The 18,436-nt window shown below is 66.4% G+C and carries 20 protein-coding genes; 7 read left to right on the forward strand and 13 right to left on the reverse strand.

The window, feature by feature from the left end; all coding sequences use genetic code 11:
• Positions 1–27: 27 nt before the first annotated feature.
• Genes ASG37_RS17525 through ASG37_RS01715 form a run of 3 tightly spaced genes read right to left on the reverse strand, consistent with a single transcriptional unit; the run spans position 28 to position 2,316 of the window.
• Positions 28–474 (reverse strand): hypothetical protein, encoded by a 447-nt coding sequence (locus ASG37_RS17525; protein ID WP_156349013.1) that lies wholly within the window; start codon positions 472–474, stop codon positions 28–30.
• Between the two features lie 22 nt (positions 475–496).
• Entirely contained in the window at positions 497–1,264 is a 768-nt protein-coding gene (locus tag ASG37_RS01710) for a glycosyltransferase family 2 protein (RefSeq protein WP_055755539.1), read from the reverse strand.
• Positions 1,261–2,316, reverse strand: a complete 1,056-nt coding sequence (locus tag ASG37_RS01715) for a glycosyltransferase (protein WP_055755540.1) — start codon at positions 2,314–2,316, stop codon at positions 1,261–1,263. Before ASG37_RS01715 ends, ASG37_RS01710 begins: the two co-directional genes overlap by 4 nt.
• Positions 2,317–2,394: 78 nt before the next feature.
• Here ASG37_RS01715 and ASG37_RS01720 point away from each other — a divergent pair, with 78 nt between their 5' ends.
• A complete protein-coding gene (locus ASG37_RS01720; RefSeq protein WP_055755541.1) occupies positions 2,395–3,171 on the forward strand; it encodes a glycosyltransferase family 2 protein in 777 nt (258 codons plus the stop codon).
• Positions 3,168–4,169: a hypothetical protein gene (locus ASG37_RS01725; RefSeq protein ID WP_055755542.1), complete on the forward strand. Its 1,002-nt coding sequence runs from the start codon at positions 3,168–3,170 to the stop codon at positions 4,167–4,169. Before ASG37_RS01720 ends, ASG37_RS01725 begins: the two co-directional genes overlap by 4 nt.
• A 122-nt stretch (positions 4,170–4,291) precedes the next feature.
• Here the strand turns inward: ASG37_RS01725 and ASG37_RS01730 are convergent, their stop codons facing one another.
• Together ASG37_RS01730 and ASG37_RS17530 are read right to left on the reverse strand one after the other, a co-directional pair.
• Positions 4,292–4,753: a hypothetical protein gene (locus tag ASG37_RS01730; protein WP_156460574.1), complete on the reverse strand. Its 462-nt coding sequence runs from the start codon at positions 4,751–4,753 to the stop codon at positions 4,292–4,294.
• A 93-nt stretch (positions 4,754–4,846) separates the two neighbouring features.
• Positions 4,847–5,086, reverse strand: a complete 240-nt coding sequence (locus ASG37_RS17530; RefSeq protein WP_156349015.1) for a hypothetical protein — start codon at positions 5,084–5,086, stop codon at positions 4,847–4,849.
• A 329-nt stretch (positions 5,087–5,415) separates the two neighbouring features.
• On the opposite strand from ASG37_RS17530, the gene ASG37_RS01735 reads away from it, so the two are divergent.
• Together ASG37_RS01735 and ASG37_RS01740 are read left to right on the forward strand one after the other, a co-directional pair.
• On the forward strand, positions 5,416–8,268 hold the full coding sequence (locus tag ASG37_RS01735; protein ID WP_055755546.1) for a M16 family metallopeptidase: 2,853 nt from the start codon (positions 5,416–5,418) through the stop codon (positions 8,266–8,268).
• 11 nt (positions 8,269–8,279) lie between these two features.
• Positions 8,280–8,582, forward strand: a complete 303-nt coding sequence (locus ASG37_RS01740; protein ID WP_055755545.1) for a hypothetical protein — start codon at positions 8,280–8,282, stop codon at positions 8,580–8,582.
• A 178-nt stretch (positions 8,583–8,760) separates the two neighbouring features.
• Here the strand turns inward: ASG37_RS01740 and ASG37_RS01745 are convergent, their stop codons facing one another.
• Positions 8,761–10,044, reverse strand: coding sequence for an NAD(P)/FAD-dependent oxidoreductase (locus tag ASG37_RS01745; RefSeq protein ID WP_055755547.1), 1,284 nt, complete (start codon positions 10,042–10,044; stop codon positions 8,761–8,763).
• Between the two features lie 318 nt (positions 10,045–10,362).
• Between ASG37_RS01745 and ASG37_RS01750 the strand changes: the two genes are divergently transcribed.
• Positions 10,363–10,995: a hypothetical protein gene (locus ASG37_RS01750; protein WP_055755548.1), complete on the forward strand. Its 633-nt coding sequence runs from the start codon at positions 10,363–10,365 to the stop codon at positions 10,993–10,995.
• 332 nt (positions 10,996–11,327) lie between these two features.
• Here ASG37_RS01750 and ASG37_RS01755 read toward each other — a convergent pair whose 3' ends face one another.
• Positions 11,328–11,636 carry a hypothetical protein gene (locus tag ASG37_RS01755; protein ID WP_055755549.1) on the reverse strand — a complete coding sequence of 103 codons (309 nt, stop codon included), beginning with the start codon at positions 11,634–11,636 and terminating at the stop codon, positions 11,328–11,330.
• A gap of 188 nt (positions 11,637–11,824) precedes the next feature.
• Between ASG37_RS01755 and ASG37_RS01760 the strand changes: the two genes are divergently transcribed.
• Complete coding sequence (locus ASG37_RS01760) at positions 11,825–12,160, forward strand: HNH endonuclease (RefSeq protein WP_235525098.1); 336 nt, start codon at positions 11,825–11,827, stop codon at positions 12,158–12,160.
• A gap of 237 nt (positions 12,161–12,397) precedes the next feature.
• On the opposite strand, the gene ASG37_RS01765 is transcribed toward ASG37_RS01760, so the two are convergent.
• Positions 12,398–13,447, reverse strand: a complete 1,050-nt coding sequence (locus ASG37_RS01765) for a ribonucleotide-diphosphate reductase subunit beta (protein ID WP_055755550.1) — start codon at positions 13,445–13,447, stop codon at positions 12,398–12,400.
• An 87-nt stretch (positions 13,448–13,534) separates the two neighbouring features.
• A complete protein-coding gene (locus tag ASG37_RS01770; RefSeq protein WP_055755551.1) occupies positions 13,535–13,732 on the reverse strand; it encodes a hypothetical protein in 198 nt (65 codons plus the stop codon).
• 53 nt (positions 13,733–13,785) lie between these two features.
• Between ASG37_RS01770 and ASG37_RS01775 the strand changes: the two genes are divergently transcribed.
• Positions 13,786–14,061, forward strand: coding sequence for a DUF2171 domain-containing protein (locus ASG37_RS01775; protein WP_055755552.1), 276 nt, complete (start codon positions 13,786–13,788; stop codon positions 14,059–14,061).
• 68 nt (positions 14,062–14,129) lie between these two features.
• On the opposite strand, the gene ASG37_RS01780 is transcribed toward ASG37_RS01775, so the two are convergent.
• From ASG37_RS01780 to ASG37_RS01795, 4 genes are all read right to left on the reverse strand, one after another.
• Positions 14,130–15,074, reverse strand: a complete 945-nt coding sequence (locus ASG37_RS01780) for a class I SAM-dependent methyltransferase (protein ID WP_055755553.1) — start codon at positions 15,072–15,074, stop codon at positions 14,130–14,132.
• A gap of 162 nt (positions 15,075–15,236) precedes the next feature.
• Positions 15,237–17,135, reverse strand: a complete 1,899-nt coding sequence (locus ASG37_RS01785; RefSeq protein WP_055755554.1) for a ribonucleoside-diphosphate reductase subunit alpha — start codon at positions 17,133–17,135, stop codon at positions 15,237–15,239.
• Between the two features lie 345 nt (positions 17,136–17,480).
• Positions 17,481–17,900: a DUF4345 domain-containing protein gene (locus ASG37_RS01790; RefSeq protein ID WP_055755555.1), complete on the reverse strand. Its 420-nt coding sequence runs from the start codon at positions 17,898–17,900 to the stop codon at positions 17,481–17,483.
• On the reverse strand, positions 17,897–18,358 hold the full coding sequence (locus ASG37_RS01795; protein ID WP_055755556.1) for a DUF2721 domain-containing protein: 462 nt from the start codon (positions 18,356–18,358) through the stop codon (positions 17,897–17,899). Before ASG37_RS01795 ends, ASG37_RS01790 begins: the two co-directional genes overlap by 4 nt.
• Positions 18,359–18,436 lie beyond the last annotated feature (78 nt).

Below are 18,436 nucleotides of genomic sequence, written 5' to 3' on the forward strand. Positions count from 1 at the left end.
ACGTGGTCTGCTGACCACCGCAGGTTTCTAACGACGGCAATTCCGTACCAGATACCGGGCGACGGCGGGAGCGGGGCGTTCGGTACGAAGCATCGGAGCAAGCGACCGGCAGATCGTCGTTTTTCGGACGACGTCGCCTATTCGAAAGATCCCCGCCGCCGCCGATGGGTCGGTTTCATGCACCGCTATCCACACCACCGGACTTTGCGGATTTCCGCTGCCGATCGCGATAGCACGAATGCCGCTTCGTCCAGTGACCGCCATCGGAAGACGGGCGATGTCCGTTTCGGATTGCATCATAATCTGCTGTAATGCGGCGTAGATTTTCCGGCTCGGCGTATTGCGGACTTCCGCTGTGACGATCCACGCCGCCCCAATGACCACGATGGCAGGTGGTAGCATCAAGAGGAGACGCTTATTCACGCGCAATACTGATCTGGCGGATTTGTCGGGAGAAGTACCACGATGCTGCATCTCTACGATACCTTGGATGGTGCTACTTCGCCTCCCACGGCTTGTCGCGCAAATTCAGATGCGTGATCCCGCGCGCCTGCAATCGTGGCCCGAGAAACCGGTAGAAATACCAGTCCTTCGCCGCGAACGGCGTCAGGTGGTACAGCACCCGCTCGGCCAGCGTCCAGCGCACCCGCCGGCGGTCGGCCCGCCTCGGCGATGGTTTCGCCCAGAAGCGATAGGGATAGACGACGCGGCCGAGCTTCGCGACGCGCTGCATGATCTCGTGGTCGAGCAGGACGTAGGGCCAGTGTTTCTCCGAAAAGCCGCCCGCCTGCACCAGCGCCGCCGTACGGAACGCCTGGCCATAACCGCCGGTATGCGTCTGCTTCGCCAGCACCCGCGTCACGACCCCCGAATAGAGCGCGCGGCGCAGCGGCTGCCCCGACGCATCGACCCCCAGCGCCATCACCGCTACCACCGCCGGATCGGCATCGAACGCCCGCTCCGCCTCGGCCAGATAGTGCGGCGGATAGAAGGTGTCGGCATCGCCGAACGCGCTGAACTCGGTGGTCAGATGCGCCATCGCCGCCTCCAGCGCATGGATCTTGCCCGGCCGTGCTTCGCGCAGATGCACCACCTCGACCCCCGGTGCCGCGAAGCTCCGCGCGATCGCGTCTGAGCCATCGGTCGAGGCGTTGTCGACCAGCACCAGCCGGAACGGCACCCCCTGCGCCGCCAGCGCGGCCAGCGTCGCGGGCAGATAGTCCGCCTCGTTGTAATAGGCGATGACGAAGGTCCAGCGCATCATCGGCAAAGCTCCATCAATCGCGCGCACGCGGCCTCCGACGACCGCGCCCCGTGCGTCGCCACGACATGCGCCCGCGCCGCCGCGCCCATCGCCACCAGCGCACCCGGATCGGCGAGCAGCGCCGCGACCTTCGCCGCATAATCGGCATCGCGCACCAGCAGGCCACAGGCGGGCGGGATCACGTCCGGCCCGATCCGGTCGTCGAACGCCGCGACGGGCAGGCCGCACGCCATCGCCTCGGGGATCGCGCGCGGGAAATAGTCGCGCCGCCCGGCGTGGAAGAACAGCCGCGCCTGCGCCAGCATCGCCGGCACCTGTCCGTTCGGCACATGCCCCAGCCAGTCGACCCACGGAAACCGCGCCTTGAGCTTGCCCGCCTGCGGCCCGTCGCCGATCACCGCCACCCGGTGCTGCCGACCCAGCGCGGCGATCTCGTCGAACTTTTTGTAGCGGGTGAGGCGGCTCGTCGCGATGACGTCGTACCGCTTCTCCGCCTCCACGGGGGCGAAGCGGGCGGTATCGATCGTCTTGGGCAGCCGCTGCATGCCGCTGCCGGGGATCGCCCGCCGCCAGAACCGCCAGCCCGGCGCGGTCAGCAACGACTCCTGCACCGCCGACTCCGGGAACAGCAGATCGGCATGCGGCACGATCCGGCTCCAGTAATCGCCGCCGATGACGAGCGCGAACCGACGCCGCCCGGGCCGTAGCACCCGGTCGAACAGCTCATATCCCGCGCCGCCATTGCTGCCGATCAGCACGAACAGGTCCGCCGGATCGGCCTTCGCCGCCGCGACCATCGTGTCGCTCCACTGGTCGCGGGTCTTGGCTTGCGGGTTCGACGGCGCGAACAGCCGGATCGGATAGGGCGCGACCCCCGGCAACGCCGACAGCGTGTCGAGCGGCTCGCGCGCCAGCCCCCACAATTCGACATCGACCCCATGCTCGGCAAGGATGCCCGGCATCCGCCGGTCGCGATTGTCCCAGCGCAGCCATTCGCCCTGATCGGCGATGCCGTGATGGGTCGGATAGGTCAGGACGAAGATGATACGCATCAGCCGCCCCGGCTACCAGCGTGGGCCGCAGGGCGCCAGCCATTGCCGTTTCGTGGACCACGTCCTAAGGCGCGATCGATGAACTGGTCGGACGATGGCGCGCGCATCAGTTGCGTGATGGTGACGGCGAACCGGGCCGCGCTGGCGCGCCGGGCGGTCGATTGTTTCCTGAGGCAGACATGGCGCAACCGCGAACTGGTCGTCGTCGACGACGGTACGCAGGACTATACCCCGCTGTTCGCCGCGATTCCCGCCGATCGGCTGATCTACGACCGGGTGGCCAAGACGCCCGACAATACATTGGGACGCTTGCGAAATCGCTCGCTCGACCGCGCGACCGGGGCGATCGTCGCCCAGTGGGACGACGACGACTGGTATCACCCCGAACGCCTCGCCAGGCAGGCGGCGGTACTCACTGGGGGCAAGGGGGCGTGCGTGCTGCGCGGCACATTGATGCACCTCGACGCGCCCGGATGGTTCGACCACCCTTACGTTGGCACGCTTGAGCCGGGCGTGCCGGGCAGCATCGTCCATCTGGCCGATCCGACCGCGCGCTACCCGGAAAAGCGGCGCGGCGAGGATACCGATTTCCTGCACCACTGGCCGCGCGAGGCGATCGGCGTGCTCGACTCGCCCGGCCTGTTCGTCCGCGCGTTCCACGGGTCGAATACGTGGGAGCGCGATCATTTCGAGCGCCGGGTGCGCAATACCCCCGCCGCCGCGATCGAATATGCGCTGCGTCGCCTGTTGCCCGGCGGGGTGTGGCGCCATTCGCGCTTCCGGCTCGATGCCGCCACCCGTGCCGCGTTCACGGCGTTCGTCGCCGATTCCCGCGCCGCCGGGGTGTTCGCGTGACCCTCGCCGACCGGTTCGCCCGCGTGCATGCGTGGTCGGAAACCCCTGCGGCAAAGATATTCGGCCGCGTCTGCCGCGCGTTGTTCTTTGTCGGTGTGCTGGCGTGGCTGGTGCTGAAGGTCCGCGCGATCGGGTGGAGCAACGTCGCCGCCGCGCTGCCGCGCACGCCATGGTTCTATGTGCTGTTCGTCGTGATGTTCATGGCGTTGCCGCTGTCCGAAGTGCTGATCTTCCGCCTGCTGCTCGGCCGTCCGTTGCCCGGTGGGTTGCCGGTGTTCGTGCGCAAGCGCGTCTTCAATTCGGCGTTCGTCGGCTATTCGGGCGAGCTGTATCTGTTCGTCTGGGCACGCCAGCGGCTGGGAATCGCGTCGAAGACGCTGCTGCTGGCGATCAAGGACAATGCGATCCTCTCGGCGCTCGCCTCGGCCGGGATCACCTCGGTCCTGCTGCTGATCTTCATGGCGACCGGCCGGGCGAAGTGGATCGCCGACTGGCTCCATTCGGCGGGCGGCATGGTGCTTGCCGCGCTGCTGGTCGCCGGCTTCCTGACGCCGCTGCTGCTGCGGTTGCGGCGGCAGATATTGTCGGTGCCCTGGGCGACGGCGGGCACGGTGTTCGCCATTCATGTCGCGCGGATCGCGGTCGTCGTGCTGTTGCAGGCGACGCAATGGGCGGTCGTGTTGCCCACCGAACCGTGGAGCGTGTGGGTGACGTTCCTGACGGTGCAGATGGTCATCAGCCGCCTGCCGGTGGTGCCCAACCGCGACCTGCTGTTCCTGTCCGCCGCGCTGGAGATGAGCCATATCGTCGATGGCCCGCGCGCGGCGATGGCCGGATTGCTGCTGGCGGGCGGCGCGCTGACGCAGGGCAGCAACCTGCTGTTCTTCCTGCTGACCAGCTTCGAACGGCGGCGCAGCGGCTCGCCCGCCCCGATCGCCGACGAACCGGCGATCGAGGCGGTCATCGCGACGCCAGGCGCGCCGCCCGCGAACGAATAGAAGCCTTTTGTAAACTCGCGGAAGCGCGAGTTTCCTGCGCGGTGCCGGCCCGCTCCCCCTCCCGGCCACCCACAGCGTATCCTGAATGGGTGGCCGGGATCGGCGCGTTTTCAAACCGAACCTCAGGCGTTGGCGCGCTCACAGATGAAGCGCGACAGTTCCTGCCGCAGCGGCATGCCCTCGGTCGGCCGCAGCGGGCCGTCGTGCGCGGTATAGGTTTCGACATGCGCCCGCGTGTCCGCCACGCCGACGATGTGGAACAGCCCCTGTTCGCAATCGAGTTCGGTGCGGGCATAGGCGACCTTGCTCCCGCGCTGCTGGCGCAGGATCGCGATCGTCGTTCCCGCCGCCGTCCGCCGCTGGCGCAGCAGTTCATAGCGCGAGCGCGGGTCCGACGGCGTCGGAATCGCGACACCCTCCAGCTTGTACCGCTCGGCCCCGTCGCCCGCGATCGGCGTGTCGACCAGATTGCGCAGGCTGACGCCATTGTCGCCCGTCGCCGCAACCTCGGTCACGTCGCGCGAATTCGCGCCGCCGCAGGCCGCCAGCAGGGAAAAGGCCATCGTCGCAACGATTGCTCGCATCGTTCATCCTCTTGAAATTGCCAGTCCGACACCGATCCGCCGCGTCGCGGCAAAGTTGCCGCCACGCCGCCAATGCCGCGATCATCCCCGCGTTCAGCGCGACCGGATCGCTCCGACCAGGGTCATGAACGCGATCGCGCCGAAAGCGAGGAACAGGCCCCCGGTTTCCTCCCAGCCGATCTCCATCAGGCGATCGAACCGGTCGGTCGAGGGCAGGTAGGAACGAAGCGTTTGGTAGGGTATATCCATGACGCATCGCAACATAACCGCGACTTTCAGGAATGGAATACGCACCACCGCAGCTTCCGCTCCGTTCACCGGGCGGGAAATCATATGTTACAGTCATGCAAGACGGCGGTGCGCAACCGGCAAGGCAAGTGTAGCATTAGCGGGGAAGTGCCGGCATTGTTGCGAAGTGTTGCCTGTCTTCGATCATGATGCCGGCCAAGGCCGCGACCGATCGAAAAGACCTGCTTCACCTCCGGTCCAAAGTGGTGCGTCTTCACCGATTGCGGCATGTCCCGGGATGACGACGAATGTCGGACGTCCGCCGCCGGTCAACTCGCCGGGCAAAAACGACGCTTGCACAGGGGCATGACTGTCCATACACCCCGCATATTCCGTTTATCGATAACGTTTGGGGGTTTCGAATGTTTCGTACCATGGCGTCCGTCCTGCTCGCTTCCACCGCGCTCGCCGGTGCTCCCGCACTGGCGCAGACCGCGCCGTCCGCCCCGCCGGTGAAGGCCGCGCCGCTCTCGGCGCTCGTCGCCCCGGTCAACATTCCGTACGAAAAATTCACCCTGCCCAACGGCCTGACCGTCATCACCCATACCGACCGCAAGGCGCCGATCGTCGCGGTGTCGGTGTGGTACGATGTCGGGTCGAAGCATGAGCCGACCGGCAAGACCGGTTTTGCCCATTTGTTCGAACATCTTATGTTCAATGGCTCGGAAAATGCGCCGGGCGATTTCTTCGATCCGCTGCGCTCGATCGGCGCGACCGACCTGAACGGCACGACCAGCTACGACCGCACCAATTATTTCGAGACGGTGCCCAAGCCCGCGCTCGACCGCGCGCTGTTCCTCGAATCCGATCGCATGGGCTATCTGCTCGGCGCGGTGACGCAGGGCGTGCTGGATGAACAGCGCGGCGTGGTGCAGAACGAGAAGCGGCAGGGCGACAACCAGCCCTATGGCCTGGTGCGTTACAAGATGACCGAGGGCATCTTCCCGCAGGGCCACCCGTATCGCCACTCGGTCATCGGTTCGATGGCCGATCTCGACGCCGCCAGCCTAGAGGACGTGAAGTCGTGGTTCCGTGGCCATTACGGCCCGAACAACGCGGTGCTGGTGCTGGCCGGCGACATCGACGCCAAGGAAGCGCGCCCGCTGGTCGAGAAATATTTCGGCGCGATCCCTAAGGGCCCGGAATCGGTCCTGCCGACGATCACTGTGCCGACGCTGGCCGCGCCGGTGCGCGAGGAGATGAAGGACCGCGTCGCCGCGACGATGATTATGAAGGTCTGGCCGGTGCCGGGTCTGAACGATCCCGATTCGCCGGCGCTCGACGTGGCGATGAGCGCGTTCGGCGGGCTGGCCTCGTCGCGGCTCGACAATGAACTGGTGAAGCGTGAGAAGCTGGCGGTGCAGGTGTCGGCGGGCGTGCAGTCGCTGTCGCAGGCCGGCATGCTGATCGTCCGTGCGGTCGTGCGCCCCGGCGTCGATGCCAAGCAGGTCGAGGCACGGCTCGACCAGATGATCGCCGACTATCTGCGCACCGGCCCTACCGCCGACGAAGTGGCGCGCGTCGCCACCACCAACGTGTCGCAGACGATCGGCGGGCTGGAATCGGTCGGCGGTTTCGGCGGCAAGGCGGTCGCGCTGGCGCAGGGCGAACTCTACTCGAACGATCCCGGCTTCTATAAGAAGGAGCTGAACGAGCTGGCGACGATGACGCCGGCGCGCGCCAAGGCCGCCGCACAGAAGTGGATATCGCGCCCGGCCTATACGCTGGTCGTCGTCCCCGGCGCGCGCGAAGGCTATGAGGAAGCCAAGGCGGCCCCCAAGGTCGCCGACACCAGCGCGCCGACGCCGGCCACCGCCGAAGGTCCGGCCAAGGGCACGCGCGGCGCCATGCCGGGCGTCGCCGACATCGGCGGCGCGCTGCAATTCCCCAAGGTCACGCGCAGCCGCCTGTCGAACGGCATGGAGCTGGTCTATGCCCAGCGCACCGCCGTGCCGATCACCCAAGTGTCGATGGCGTTCGACGCCGGCATCGCCGCCGACGTGGCGGGCAAGCTCGGCACCGCCGGCATGACGCTCGCGACGCTGGACGAGGGCACCACCACCCGCAACTCGATCGCGCTGGCCGAGGCCAAGGAGCGGCTGGGCATGTCGGTCGGCGGCGGCAATTCGGCCGATCAGACGACGTTCGGCTTCGACGTGCCAAGCGCCAACCTGACCAGCGCGACGATGCTGTTCGCCGACATCCTCAAGAACCCGGCGTTCGACCCGGCGGAGATCGAGCGGGTGCGCGGCCAGACGCTGGCGCAGATCGGCCAGCAGCGCACCAGCCCGCAGGGGCTGGCCGACATGACGCTGCCGCCGCTGCTCTACGGCGCGGATTCGCCATATGCGAAGCTGGCGGCCGGCGTGGGCGATCCCGCCGCCGTCGCCTCATTGAAGCGCGAGGACCTGCTGGCGTGGCGCGCGGCATGGCTGCGCCCGGACAAGGCGAAGGTGTTCGTCGTATCCGACCGGCCGCTGGCCGAGGTGCAGGCAGCGCTGAACGCGGGCCTGGGCGACTGGCGTGCGACCGGCACGGCGGGCACCAAGACCTTCCCGGCGCAGCGCGCGGCGATCAGCCCCAAGATCGTGCTGGTCGACCGGCCCGATTCGCCGCAGTCGCTGATCGTCGCCGCCGAAATGACGCCGCTCAACGCCCGCACCGACACGCTGGCGGCCACCACCGCCAACACGGTGCTGGGATCGGGCTTCCTCAGCCGGATCAACATGGACCTGCGCGAAGCCAAGCACTGGTCCTACGGCGCGCGCGGCGGTTATCAGTTGATGCAGAACGCGGTGCCCTATGTCATCAACGCGCCGGTGCAGGCCGACAAGACCGGCCCGGCGATCGCATCGCTGCGTGAACAGATCAGCGGGTTCCTGGGGCAGAACGGCGTCACGCCGGTCGAATTCCGCCGCTCGATCGATGGCGAGACGCGGCAGCTCGCCGGCACCTACGAAACGTCGGGCGCGGTGCTGGGCGCGATGCGCAGCAACGACTTCCTCGGCCGCCCGGATAACTATCAGGCGACGCTGCCGCAAAAATATCGCGCGCTGACCCCGCAGGCGCTTGACGCTGCGGCACGCGCGTCGATCGACCCCAATCGCTTCGTCTATGTCGTGGTCGGCAACGCCGCGACGGTCCGGCCGCAGCTTGACGCGCTGGGCCTGCCGGTGGAAGTCGTGCAGCCAGCGGCTGCGACGTCCGCTACCGGCGGCAGCAAGTAAGGAGAGCGACGATGGCCAATGTGGATGGAAGCTGGGATACCGTCACCAAATCGCCGATGGGCGATCAAAAGGCGACGCTGACCGTCAAGAGCGACGGCGCGACCTTCACCGGCAGCTATTCGGGCGCGATGGGATCGACCGGGATCACCGACGGCAAGGTCGAAGGCGACAAGCTGTCGTGGAAGGTCGCGATCGTCGTGCCGATGCCGATGACGCTCGACTGCGAAGCGACCGTCGAGGGCGACACGATTTCGGGCACGGTCGGCGCGGGCGCGTTCGGCAGCTTCCCGATGGCCGGATCGCGCGTCGGCTGATCTCGCGCTGACCGACGACACACGGCCCGTCCGCAGCGATGCGGGCGGGCCGTTTGCGTTTGGGACTGCTCCCCTCCCTGACAAGGGAGGGGCCGGGGGTGGGTAGGCTTCGGTCAAGCGCCGCCGTTCCCACGCAACCCGACCCACCCCCAACCCCTCCCTGCCAGGGAGGGGAGCATCATCCCTCCAGCACCGGCGGCTTCGGCTTCTCCCCCGGATCGGGCGCATAGCCGGTCAGCAACCGCGCCCCCCGGCCATAGGTGAACCACGACCACGACCAGTTGACGTACACCGCCACCCGGCTGCGGAAATCGACCAGCAGCATCAGGTGGACGAGCGACCACGCCAGCCACGCGACGAACCCCTTGAGCTTCATCCCCCCGATCTCCGCCACCGCACGCGACCGGCCGATCACCGCCATCGAACCATAATCGCGGTAGCGGAACGGCCCCGGATCGGGCGTGCCGGCGATCCGCCCCGCGATCAGCCGGCCGACATACTTCCCCTGCTGCTTGGCGACCGGGGCAAGGCCGGGGAGGGGGCCGTCGTCGCCCTGAAAGCTGGCGACGTCGCCGATCGCAAAAATGTCGGGGTGCCCCGGCACCGAGCAATCGGGCCGCACCTTCACCGCGCCATTGCGCGCGGCGTCGGCGCCCAGCCACCTGGCCACCGGTCGCGCCGCCGTGCCCGCCGCCCACAGCACCGCCGCCGCATCGATCCGCTCGCCGCCGACGGTCAGCCCGCCGTCGTCGATCGTTTCCACCGCCGCACCGGTCCGCACCTCGACGCCGAGCGACTCCAGCGCGCGCCTCGCCGATGCCGACAGCGCGGGATCGAAGCCGGCAAGGATGCGATCCCCCATCTCGCACAGCACCACCCGCGCCCCGCGCGGATCGACATGGGCGAAATCGCGCGCCAGCGTCGTGCGCGCCAGTTCGGCGATGGTTCCGGCCAGTTCCACCCCGGTCGGCCCGCCGCCGACGACGGCGAAGGTCAGCAACCGGCGCAACTCCGCCGGATCGTCGCATTGTTCGGCTCGTTCGAACGCGCCCAGCACCGCCGCGCGGATCGCCAGTGCATCGTCGATCGATTTCAGCACGAAGGCATGCTCCGCCCAGTCGTCATGCCCGAAGAAGCTGTACGCCGCCCCGGTGGCGAGGATCAGCCGGTCGAACGGCAAGCGCCGCCCGTCGTTCAGCCGCACTTGCTTCGCGGCGGCATCGACCCCGGCGACCTCGGCCATCAGCACGCGGGTATTGCGGTTGCGCCGGAGCAGCGCGCGATTGGCGGTGGCGATGTCGGCGGGGGAGAGCGCCGCGCCGGCCACCTGATACAGCAGCGGCTGGAACAGGTGATGGTTGGTCCGGTCGATCAGCGTCACCTGCGCATCGGCATGGCGCAGCGCCTGCGCGGCGGCGATCCCGCCGAAGCCGGCACCCACGATCACGATCCGTTCGGGCATGTCGTTCGCTCTCCCCCAAAAGGCCGCATGGCGGCGGCCCCTCACGGCTTCAACCCGCAGCGCAGCATAGGTTTCCCTGTCGCTGCCTGCCGCATCGCCGAACCGGCCCTGCCGCAAATTCACCGGAAATCGGGCATTCGCGCCTTGGTTCGTTCATGGAAGCGACAGATACCGTTGCAGTTGTGCAACAGATATACGGTTCCGTGCCCAATCGTACTTCGCGATGCAACAACCACCGGAGTGCGGGGTTCAGAGGGGCCACGGGACAACCGGCGCGCCTTCGATGCCGGAACCGTTAGTTCTCAAGTGAGGTCATGTATGCGTACGCTTATCACTGTTGCCGCCGCAGCCGCTGCGTTCGTCGCCGCGCCGGCTTTCGCGCAGGATGCCACCTATGCGCAGGATCCCGCCGCCACCGCCACCGAGCCCGCCCCGGCGGTCGAGGCTCCCGATGGCACCAGCGGCATCGGCTTTGAACCCTATGTCGCGATCCTCGGCGGCTGGGAACAGTTCGATTCCGAGCGGACCAAGGCCGGCATCCCGCTCGTCCCGCGCGACAACAAGCTGAACGGCAGCCTCGTCGAAGGCATCCTCGGCTTCAACGTGCCGCTCGGCCCGGTGTTCGTCGGTGCCGAAGGCAGCGCGTCGAAGGGTATCTCGGGCGACATCGATTGGGATTACGGCGCAGCCGGTCGTTTCGGCGTCCGCGCCGGTGACTCGGGCCTGATCTACGGCAAGGTCGGCTATCGCTGGGTCAATTTCGCAGCGTTCGGCAACGACAGCCGCGACTATCACGAAATGACCTATGGCGCCGGTTTCGAAGTCGGCCCGAAGGACATCGGTCTGGGCGGCATCACCGGCAACTCGGGCGTCCGCCTGCGCGGTGAAGTGTCGACCTTCGGTTCAGCGCACAGCTTCCGTCCGATGCTGGGTCTGACGACCCACTTCTAAAGACGGCTTATATTGGGCGGGTCCGGCGTATCGGGACCCGCCCCGGTGATTGCGTATCGAAAGACCCCGGACGGTAACGTCCGGGGTTTTTTGTTGTGGGTAGCTTCGGGAGCTACCTGCTCCCCTCCCTGACAAGGGAGGGGTTCGGGGGTGGGTAGGCCGGTTGTGGCGCGCTTGTGTTTCCGTATCAGCCGACCCACCCCCGGTCCCTCCCTTTCAGGGAGGGGAGATGCCACGAGCCGCTGTCTGGCTGGATGTTAATCCGGCGTGGAACGACAAAAAGCCGCCGGGCGCGAACCCGGCGGCCATTCCCCGTAGGACAACAGGGAAGCTTATTCCTCGACCGTCACCCGGCCGCGTCGGACGACCATGCCGCGCTCCGCCATCTCCTTGCGGAAATCATGTTCGGCATCGGCCACCTCGCGACGATATTCATGCCACGCATCCTCGCGCGACGAAGCATCCCTGGCGCGCGCCAAATCCTTGCGCAGTTCGCGCTTCGCCTCGGAAATGTCGGTCTTGTAGTCGAGGTAATAGGGGTTGTAGTCCGAATAGACCGGCACCGAGCGATCGCGCGCCAGCGACGGAGTGGCGGTCAGCGCGGCGGCGGTTGCGGCCAGAAGCAATGTCGTGCGGTTCATGGGTCGTCTCCCTGATACTGAACTTGCCGAGCGACAACCATTGTACGCTGCGGACGGTTCCTTCATCTGTCGTTCATCTGCCCGACGCCCCCTCGATATTGTCCGATCAACCGGGGCATGGCCGCAAGACTTGTACGACGGCGACAGGCATCCGATGTTGTCGCAGGCATCATTAGGGCACGATGAACATGGCCGGACGGGTAAAGCGCAAGGCGGGACTGGCGGCGGCCGAGGCGCTGGCCGATCGCTCGATTGCGCCGCCGGTCTGCGCGCTGTGCGCCCGCCCGATCGGCGCACAGGTGGAATGGCACCATCGCATCCCCAAGTGCGAGGGCGGGCGCGAGACGGTGCCGCTCCACCCGATCTGCCACCGCACGATCCACGCCAGCGCCACCAACGCCGAACTGGCCGGGCCGCTCGCCGATCTCGACAGCTTGCGCGACGTACCGGCTGTCGCGCGCTTCGTGGCATGGGTGCGGGACAAACCCGCCGACTTTCGCGCGCCGGTTAGGCGGGGGCGATAGCGCGCTGTCCTACAACGGCGTGCGCCGATACACTTCCGGCGAATGCGAACGGGAGGTTTTTGCGAATGCTACGCAATCCGAACAGCAACACGTCGTTAGTGTAAACTTTGTAAACTTTGGGGGGGATTGGCGGGCTGGCACGGGCAAAGCCCGTGCCGTCGGTCGGCGCTTTGGGCGCCGCCGGCCGGCCGCGCCTTGTGCGGCTTGGGGCAGCTTACGCTGCCCCTTGCCCGGCGCTTACTCCGCCGCAACCCCGCCGAACATATCCCCCATGCCGCTGGCTTCCTCGTTCGCCGCCGGCACCGCCTTGGCCTTCTGGCGCTTGTCGAAGCCGTCCCACACCTCGTTCCAGTTGCCGCGCGTCGCCGCCTTGGAATACTCCGTCGCGCGCTGTTCGAAGAAATTGGCGTGCTCGACGCCGTTCAGCAGCGGGGCGAGCCACGGCAGGGGGTGTTCCTCGATCAGATAGATCGGCTTCATCCCCAATTGCCCCAGCCGCCAGTCGGCGATGTAGCGGATGTACTTCTTGATCTCCTTGGCGGTCATCCCGTGGACCGGCCCCATTTCAAAGGCGAGATCGATGAAATTGTCTTCCAGCCGCACCGTCGTCTGGCACATGTCGGCGATGTCGTCGCGAACGCTGCGCGTCATGCAGTCACGTTCCTTGCAGAAGGCGTGGAACAGCTTGATGATCCCTTCGCAGTGCAGGCTCTCGTCGCGGACCGACCACGACACGATCTGCCCCATGCCCTTCATCTTGTTGAAGCGCGGGAAGTTCATCAGCATCGCGAACGACGCGAACAGTTGCAGCCCCTCGGTGAAGCCGCCGAACATCGCCAGCGTCTTGGCGATGTCCTCGTCGGTATCGACCCCGAAGTTCTGGAGATAGTCGTGCTTGTCCTTCATCTCGCTATATTCGAGGAAGGCGCCATATTCGCTCTCGGGCATGCCGATCGTGTCGAGCAGATGGCTGTACGCCGCGATATGCACCGTCTCCATGTTGGAGAAGGCGGCGAGCATCATCTTGACCTCGGTCGGCTTGAAGATGCGGCCATATTTCTCGTGGTAGCAATCCTGCACCTCGACGTCGGCCTGAGTGAAGAAGCGGAAGATCTGCGTCAGCAAATTGCGCTCGTGCGGGGTCAGCTTCTGCGCCCAGTCGCGGCAATCCTCGCCCAGCGGCACCTCTTCGGGCATCCAGTGGATCTGCTGCTGACGCTTCCAGAAATCGAACGCCCAGGGGTATTCGAACGGCTTGTACTGCTTGCGGGCTTCGGTGAGCGACATGGGGTTACTCCGGGGAAACTGAAAAGAGATTATCGAAGAAATATGGCGTCATCCCGGCCTGCGCCGGAAGGACGAAAGCGAAGGAAATCATGCCGACCCCCACGACCATTGCGCGATCCCGAAGATCGCGAGGATGATCCCGAGCGCCAGCGCCATCATGCCGGTCATGGCATGGGCATAGCGCGCCTGCGGCGTGGCCCGCCCGCGCAGCCGCGCAAGCAGCCACACGCCAAGGCCCCCCGCGACCAGCGCGGTCGCCAGCATGATGAGGACGTTCTGCGTCATGCGACCAACTGCCGGGACATGCGTTTGACCGCCGACCCCAACGGAGAAACATCATGGCCGATCTGAGCAACATCAACGAGCACGCCGAAGTCATCGGCGCCGACGGCGTCCATGTCGGCACCGTCGACCGCGTCGAAGGCGACCGCATCAAGCTGACGAAGAAAGACAGCGGCGCACAGGTCGAAGGCGCGGAGTCCAGCCACGAAGGGCACCACCATTACATCGACGGCGGCCTCGTCGCCGAGGTCGAGGGTGACACCGTCCGCCTGTCGGCCAACGCCGACGTCGCGGTAACGTTCGAGACCGAAGAGGACGGCTCGGCGATCTGAATATAGTGCATCGGCCGTGCGCGGGGCAGGGCGACCCGCCCCCGCATGGTCCGAGGCGCGCTTGATCGTCATGCCGCGACCCGGTCGTGCCGCGGCTTCAGATGAAATTCGACGTTGTTCGAGAACAGTTCGTAATCGTCATAGCCTTTCAGCAGCGCGCGCTTTTCGGGCGTTAGATGCACCTCGCAGAACCGGCCAAGTTCGGCATGGTCGCGCGTCACCTCGAACCCCTGGGCCTCGAACATCGCGCGCATATCGGCACGCGACATGCGGTTGAGATAGGTATCGACGGTAAAGTCCGGGTCGGTCAGATGCGCCCATGCGGTGTCACCGGACGGCTGCTGTTCGGCATGCTGCGGATACCATTCGACGGTATGGCCGCCGGTGATGCCGGTGAACACGCAGGGCCGCGAGATGACCATCCCGCCCGGGCGCAGGTGCGACCGGACGGTGCCGAGCATAAGGCGGAGTTCCTCGGGCGGAATATGTTCGAACACGTCGAACGAGATCATCAGATCGGCCTGTCCGATCGCTGCCCATGTCGCCTCGTCACCGGCCGAACCGATGGTGAACCGAACCTTGTCGGGCGCATAGCCCGGCAGTTCGCGCCGGATCGTCGCATGGAATTTCGGCCACTCGCGCCGGTCGAACAGCGCATAGCGCGCCACGCTCTTGACCGCCCGTTCGATGCCGTTGGTCCGCGCGGTGCGCAGCGCATCGCCCAGCGACAGGATCGGCGCGTCGAGGTCGATCGCATGGACCTGTGCGAACATCCCGCTCAGCAGGAACGCCCGGCGCGGTCGTGGCCCGAAACCGATCTCGACCACGCTCGAGTCGGCGGCGCGCTTGCCGGTCGCCTGTTCGAACGATGCGACATAGCCTTGCAGTTCGCGCAGCTCGTGCAGCGCCGCTTCCTCGCCGCTGGCTTCGCTTACGCGATGGCGGATCAGCGCGGCGGCATAGCGCAGCTTCTCGATCGGTCCGACCTTGCCGGACGAATTGGTTTTGGCCATTCCATCTTCCCGTTCCTGTACCTCGAGGTGTCTCCTCTAGGATACGTCGAACCGATCCGCGACCTGTCGTCTTACGTCACGCCGTCAGACGGGACGGCTGCGCCGCCCCGCTGCCCGACGTGACGAGTCATCGATTTGCTTACGCAAATCGATGCCGTCCGCTCACTGACAGGCAAGGCACTCGTCATAATCGGTCGTCTCGCCCAGATCGAACTTCGCCAGTTCGGAGGTATTGTCCGCTTCCACGCCGCCCGCGAACCCGGCGCGCTGCACCGACTTCGAGCGCAGGTAATAGAGCGATTTGATCCCCAGCTCCCACGCGCGGAAGTGGAGCATCAGCAGGTCCCACTTCTCGACGTCGGCCGGGATGAACAGGTTGAGCGACTGCGCCTGATCGATATAGGGCGTGCGGTCCCCGGCCAGTTCGAGCAGCCAGCGCTGGTCGATCTCGAAGCTGGTCTTGAACGTGTCCTTTTCCTCGACTGACAGGAAGTCGAGATGCTGGACCGAACCACCCCGCTCGAGGATCGTGTTCCACACCGCGTCACTGTTCTTCGACTTCGCGATCAGCAGCTTTTCGAGATACGGGTTCTTGACCGACCACGAGCCCGACAGCGTCTTGTGGGTATAGATGTTCGCCGGGATCGGTTCGATACAGGCGCTGGTGCCGCCGCAGATGATGCTGATCGACGCGGTCGGGGCGATCGCCATCTTGCACGAAAAGCGCTCCATCACGCCCATGTCGGCGGCGTCGGGGCAGGGCCCACGCTCGCCGGCGAGCTGCATCGACGCCTCGTTCACCTGCGCGCTGATGTGGCGGAACACCTTGAGGTTCCACGCCTTGGCCATCGCGCCTTCGAACGGCAGGCCGCGCGCCTGCAGGAACGAATGGAAGCCCATGACGCCAAGTCCCACCGAACGCTCGCGCTCCGCCGAATAGCGCGCCCGCGCCATTTCGTCGGGTGCGCGGTCGATATAGTCGGTCAGCACATTGTCGAGGAAGCGCATCACATCCTCGATGAAGCGCTTGTCGCCGTTCCACTCGTCCCACGTCTCGAGGTTGAGCGACGAGAGGCAGCACACGGCGGTGCGATCGTTGCCGAGGTGATCCTTGCCGGTCGGCAGCGTGATCTCGCTGCACAGGTTCGAGGTCGACACCTTCAGGCCCAGGTCGCGGTGATGCTTGGGCATCGTCGAGTTCACATGGTCGCTGAACACGATATACGGCTCGCCGGTGGCGAGGCGGGTTTCGACCAGCTTCTGGAACAGCGAGCGGGCGTCGACCGTGGCACGGACCGACCCGTCCTTCGGGCTCTTCAGTTGCCATTCGGCACCGTCGCGCACCGCTTCCATAAAGGCATCGGGGATCAGCACGCCGTGATGCAGGTTCAGCGCCTTGCGGTTGAAATCGCCGCTGGGCTTGCGGATTTCGAGGAACTCCTCGATTTCCGGGTGGCTGATGTCGAGGTAGCACGCCGCCGACCCGCGCCGCAGCGACCCTTGCGAGATGGCGAGCGTCAGCGAATCCATGACGCGGACGAACGGGATGATGCCGCTGGTCTTGCCGTTCAGGCCGACCGGCTCGCCGATGCCGCGCACATTGCCCCAATAGGTGCCGATGCCGCCGCCGCGCGACGCCAGCCAGACATTCTCGTTCCACGTCTCGACGATGCCCTCAAGGCTGTCGGGCACCGAGTTGAGATAGCAGGAGATCGGCAGGCCGCGCCCGGTGCCGCCGTTCGACAGGACCGGCGTAGCCGGCATGAACCACAGCTTCGAGATATAGTCGTACAGCCGCTGCGCATGGGCGGCATCATCGGCATAGGCCGAGGCGACGCGGACGAACAGGTCCTGATAGGATTCGCCCGGCAGCAGATAGCGGTCCTTGAGCGTATCCTTGCCGAAATCGGTCAGCAGCGCGTCGCGCGAATGATCGACCTCGACCGCGTGGAGCTGGGCATCGACGGTGTGGCTGGTCCGCACGACGGGGGCCGGGACAGGGGTCGATTCGGCGAGGGGGAGTTCGGCTGTCTGGGCGTCCTGACTGTCGGCGAAGGTCATTGTCCCGTTCCTCATGTGTTCGTCCGGGGGCAGCGCCTCCGGCAATGGTTCGGGCGCGCCGCCGGATACGGGGCTGCGCCATGGTCGGTCCGGCGGACGGGTCGAGGCGCGGTGGCGTCGGTCCCGGTGGTATCGGACAGAATACTATGTGTAGCGGCTGGTCGGCCGTCTGGCCCACTAATTGTAGGAAATCGCGGGATGTGCAAGCCGCGAATTTTTTGCGGAACGCGGGAACCGGCATGTCGCGAACCGCCGTGTGGACGCGACGCGCGCTCGTCCGCCGTGTCGCGAAAATGCAAGAGAGGTTTTGGGGACCTGCGAAAAAATACGGGGCGGTCGAAGCGCTCAGCGGCGGGCCGGGGCGGCGTCCTGCATCCGGCACCGATGCGCCACGCGAGTCTGCCATCCCATAATCAGCGGCACGCCGATCAGTTCGATGCACAGCCCCGCGACATGCCCGGTCGAGGGTATTCCCAGCTCGGCGAGCGACAGCAGCCGGGCCATGCCGCCCGCGACCACCATCGCGCCCAGCAGCCGCAGCCGCGTGCCCTTGCGCTCGATCCCGGGGATGCAGCCGACGAACCCCAGCCCCATCACCACGAAGATGCCCGAGAGATAGCGGAAATGGCTGTCGAGATCGACTGCCGGACCGGCTTGCAGCCAGCTCGCGCCACGCACGATCCCGATCGTGCCGGTCGTCAGCGGCACGATGCACGCCAGCGCCACCACCGCCTGTAACAGCGTGCGTTCGCGCCGGGGACTCATTGCCGTTCGCGCTCCAGCAGTTCGGCGCGTACCCGGATCGCGCGCACCGACATGCGGACCTCGACCAGAAACCACGTCAGCCCGCCGATCAGCAGCAGCATCGACAGGATGAACGCGATCGCCACCGCCTTGCCCAGCCGCAGGTCGAGCAGTTCGGCGGTGAACAGCATCGCCACGACGGTGCAGTTGGCGACCGCCGACAGTACGACGAGGAACACCGCGCTGTTGATGACCCGGATCCGCCGGTCGAGCAGGCGCAGTTCGAAGACGTGGCGGTCATGCTCCGGCCCGATCGAGCTGGGGTGCAGCTTCTCCAGATCGCGCGCGCGGTCGACGATCCGCGCCAGCCGCCCGACCATGACGTTCAGGATCGCGCCGATTCCGGCCAGCAGGAACACCGGCGCGATCGCGGTCTGGATCGTCTTGGCGACGGTCGAAAGGACGGGTTCGAATTCCACGACAGCGATATGACGCCCGCGACCGATACGGGCAAGGCGGCTTCTCCACCGGATCGTAACGTCTGCCCGCCAGTTTGC

The organism is Sphingomonas sp. Leaf407 (assembly GCF_001425385.1).
GTDB lineage: Bacteria > Pseudomonadota > Alphaproteobacteria > Sphingomonadales > Sphingomonadaceae > Sphingomonas.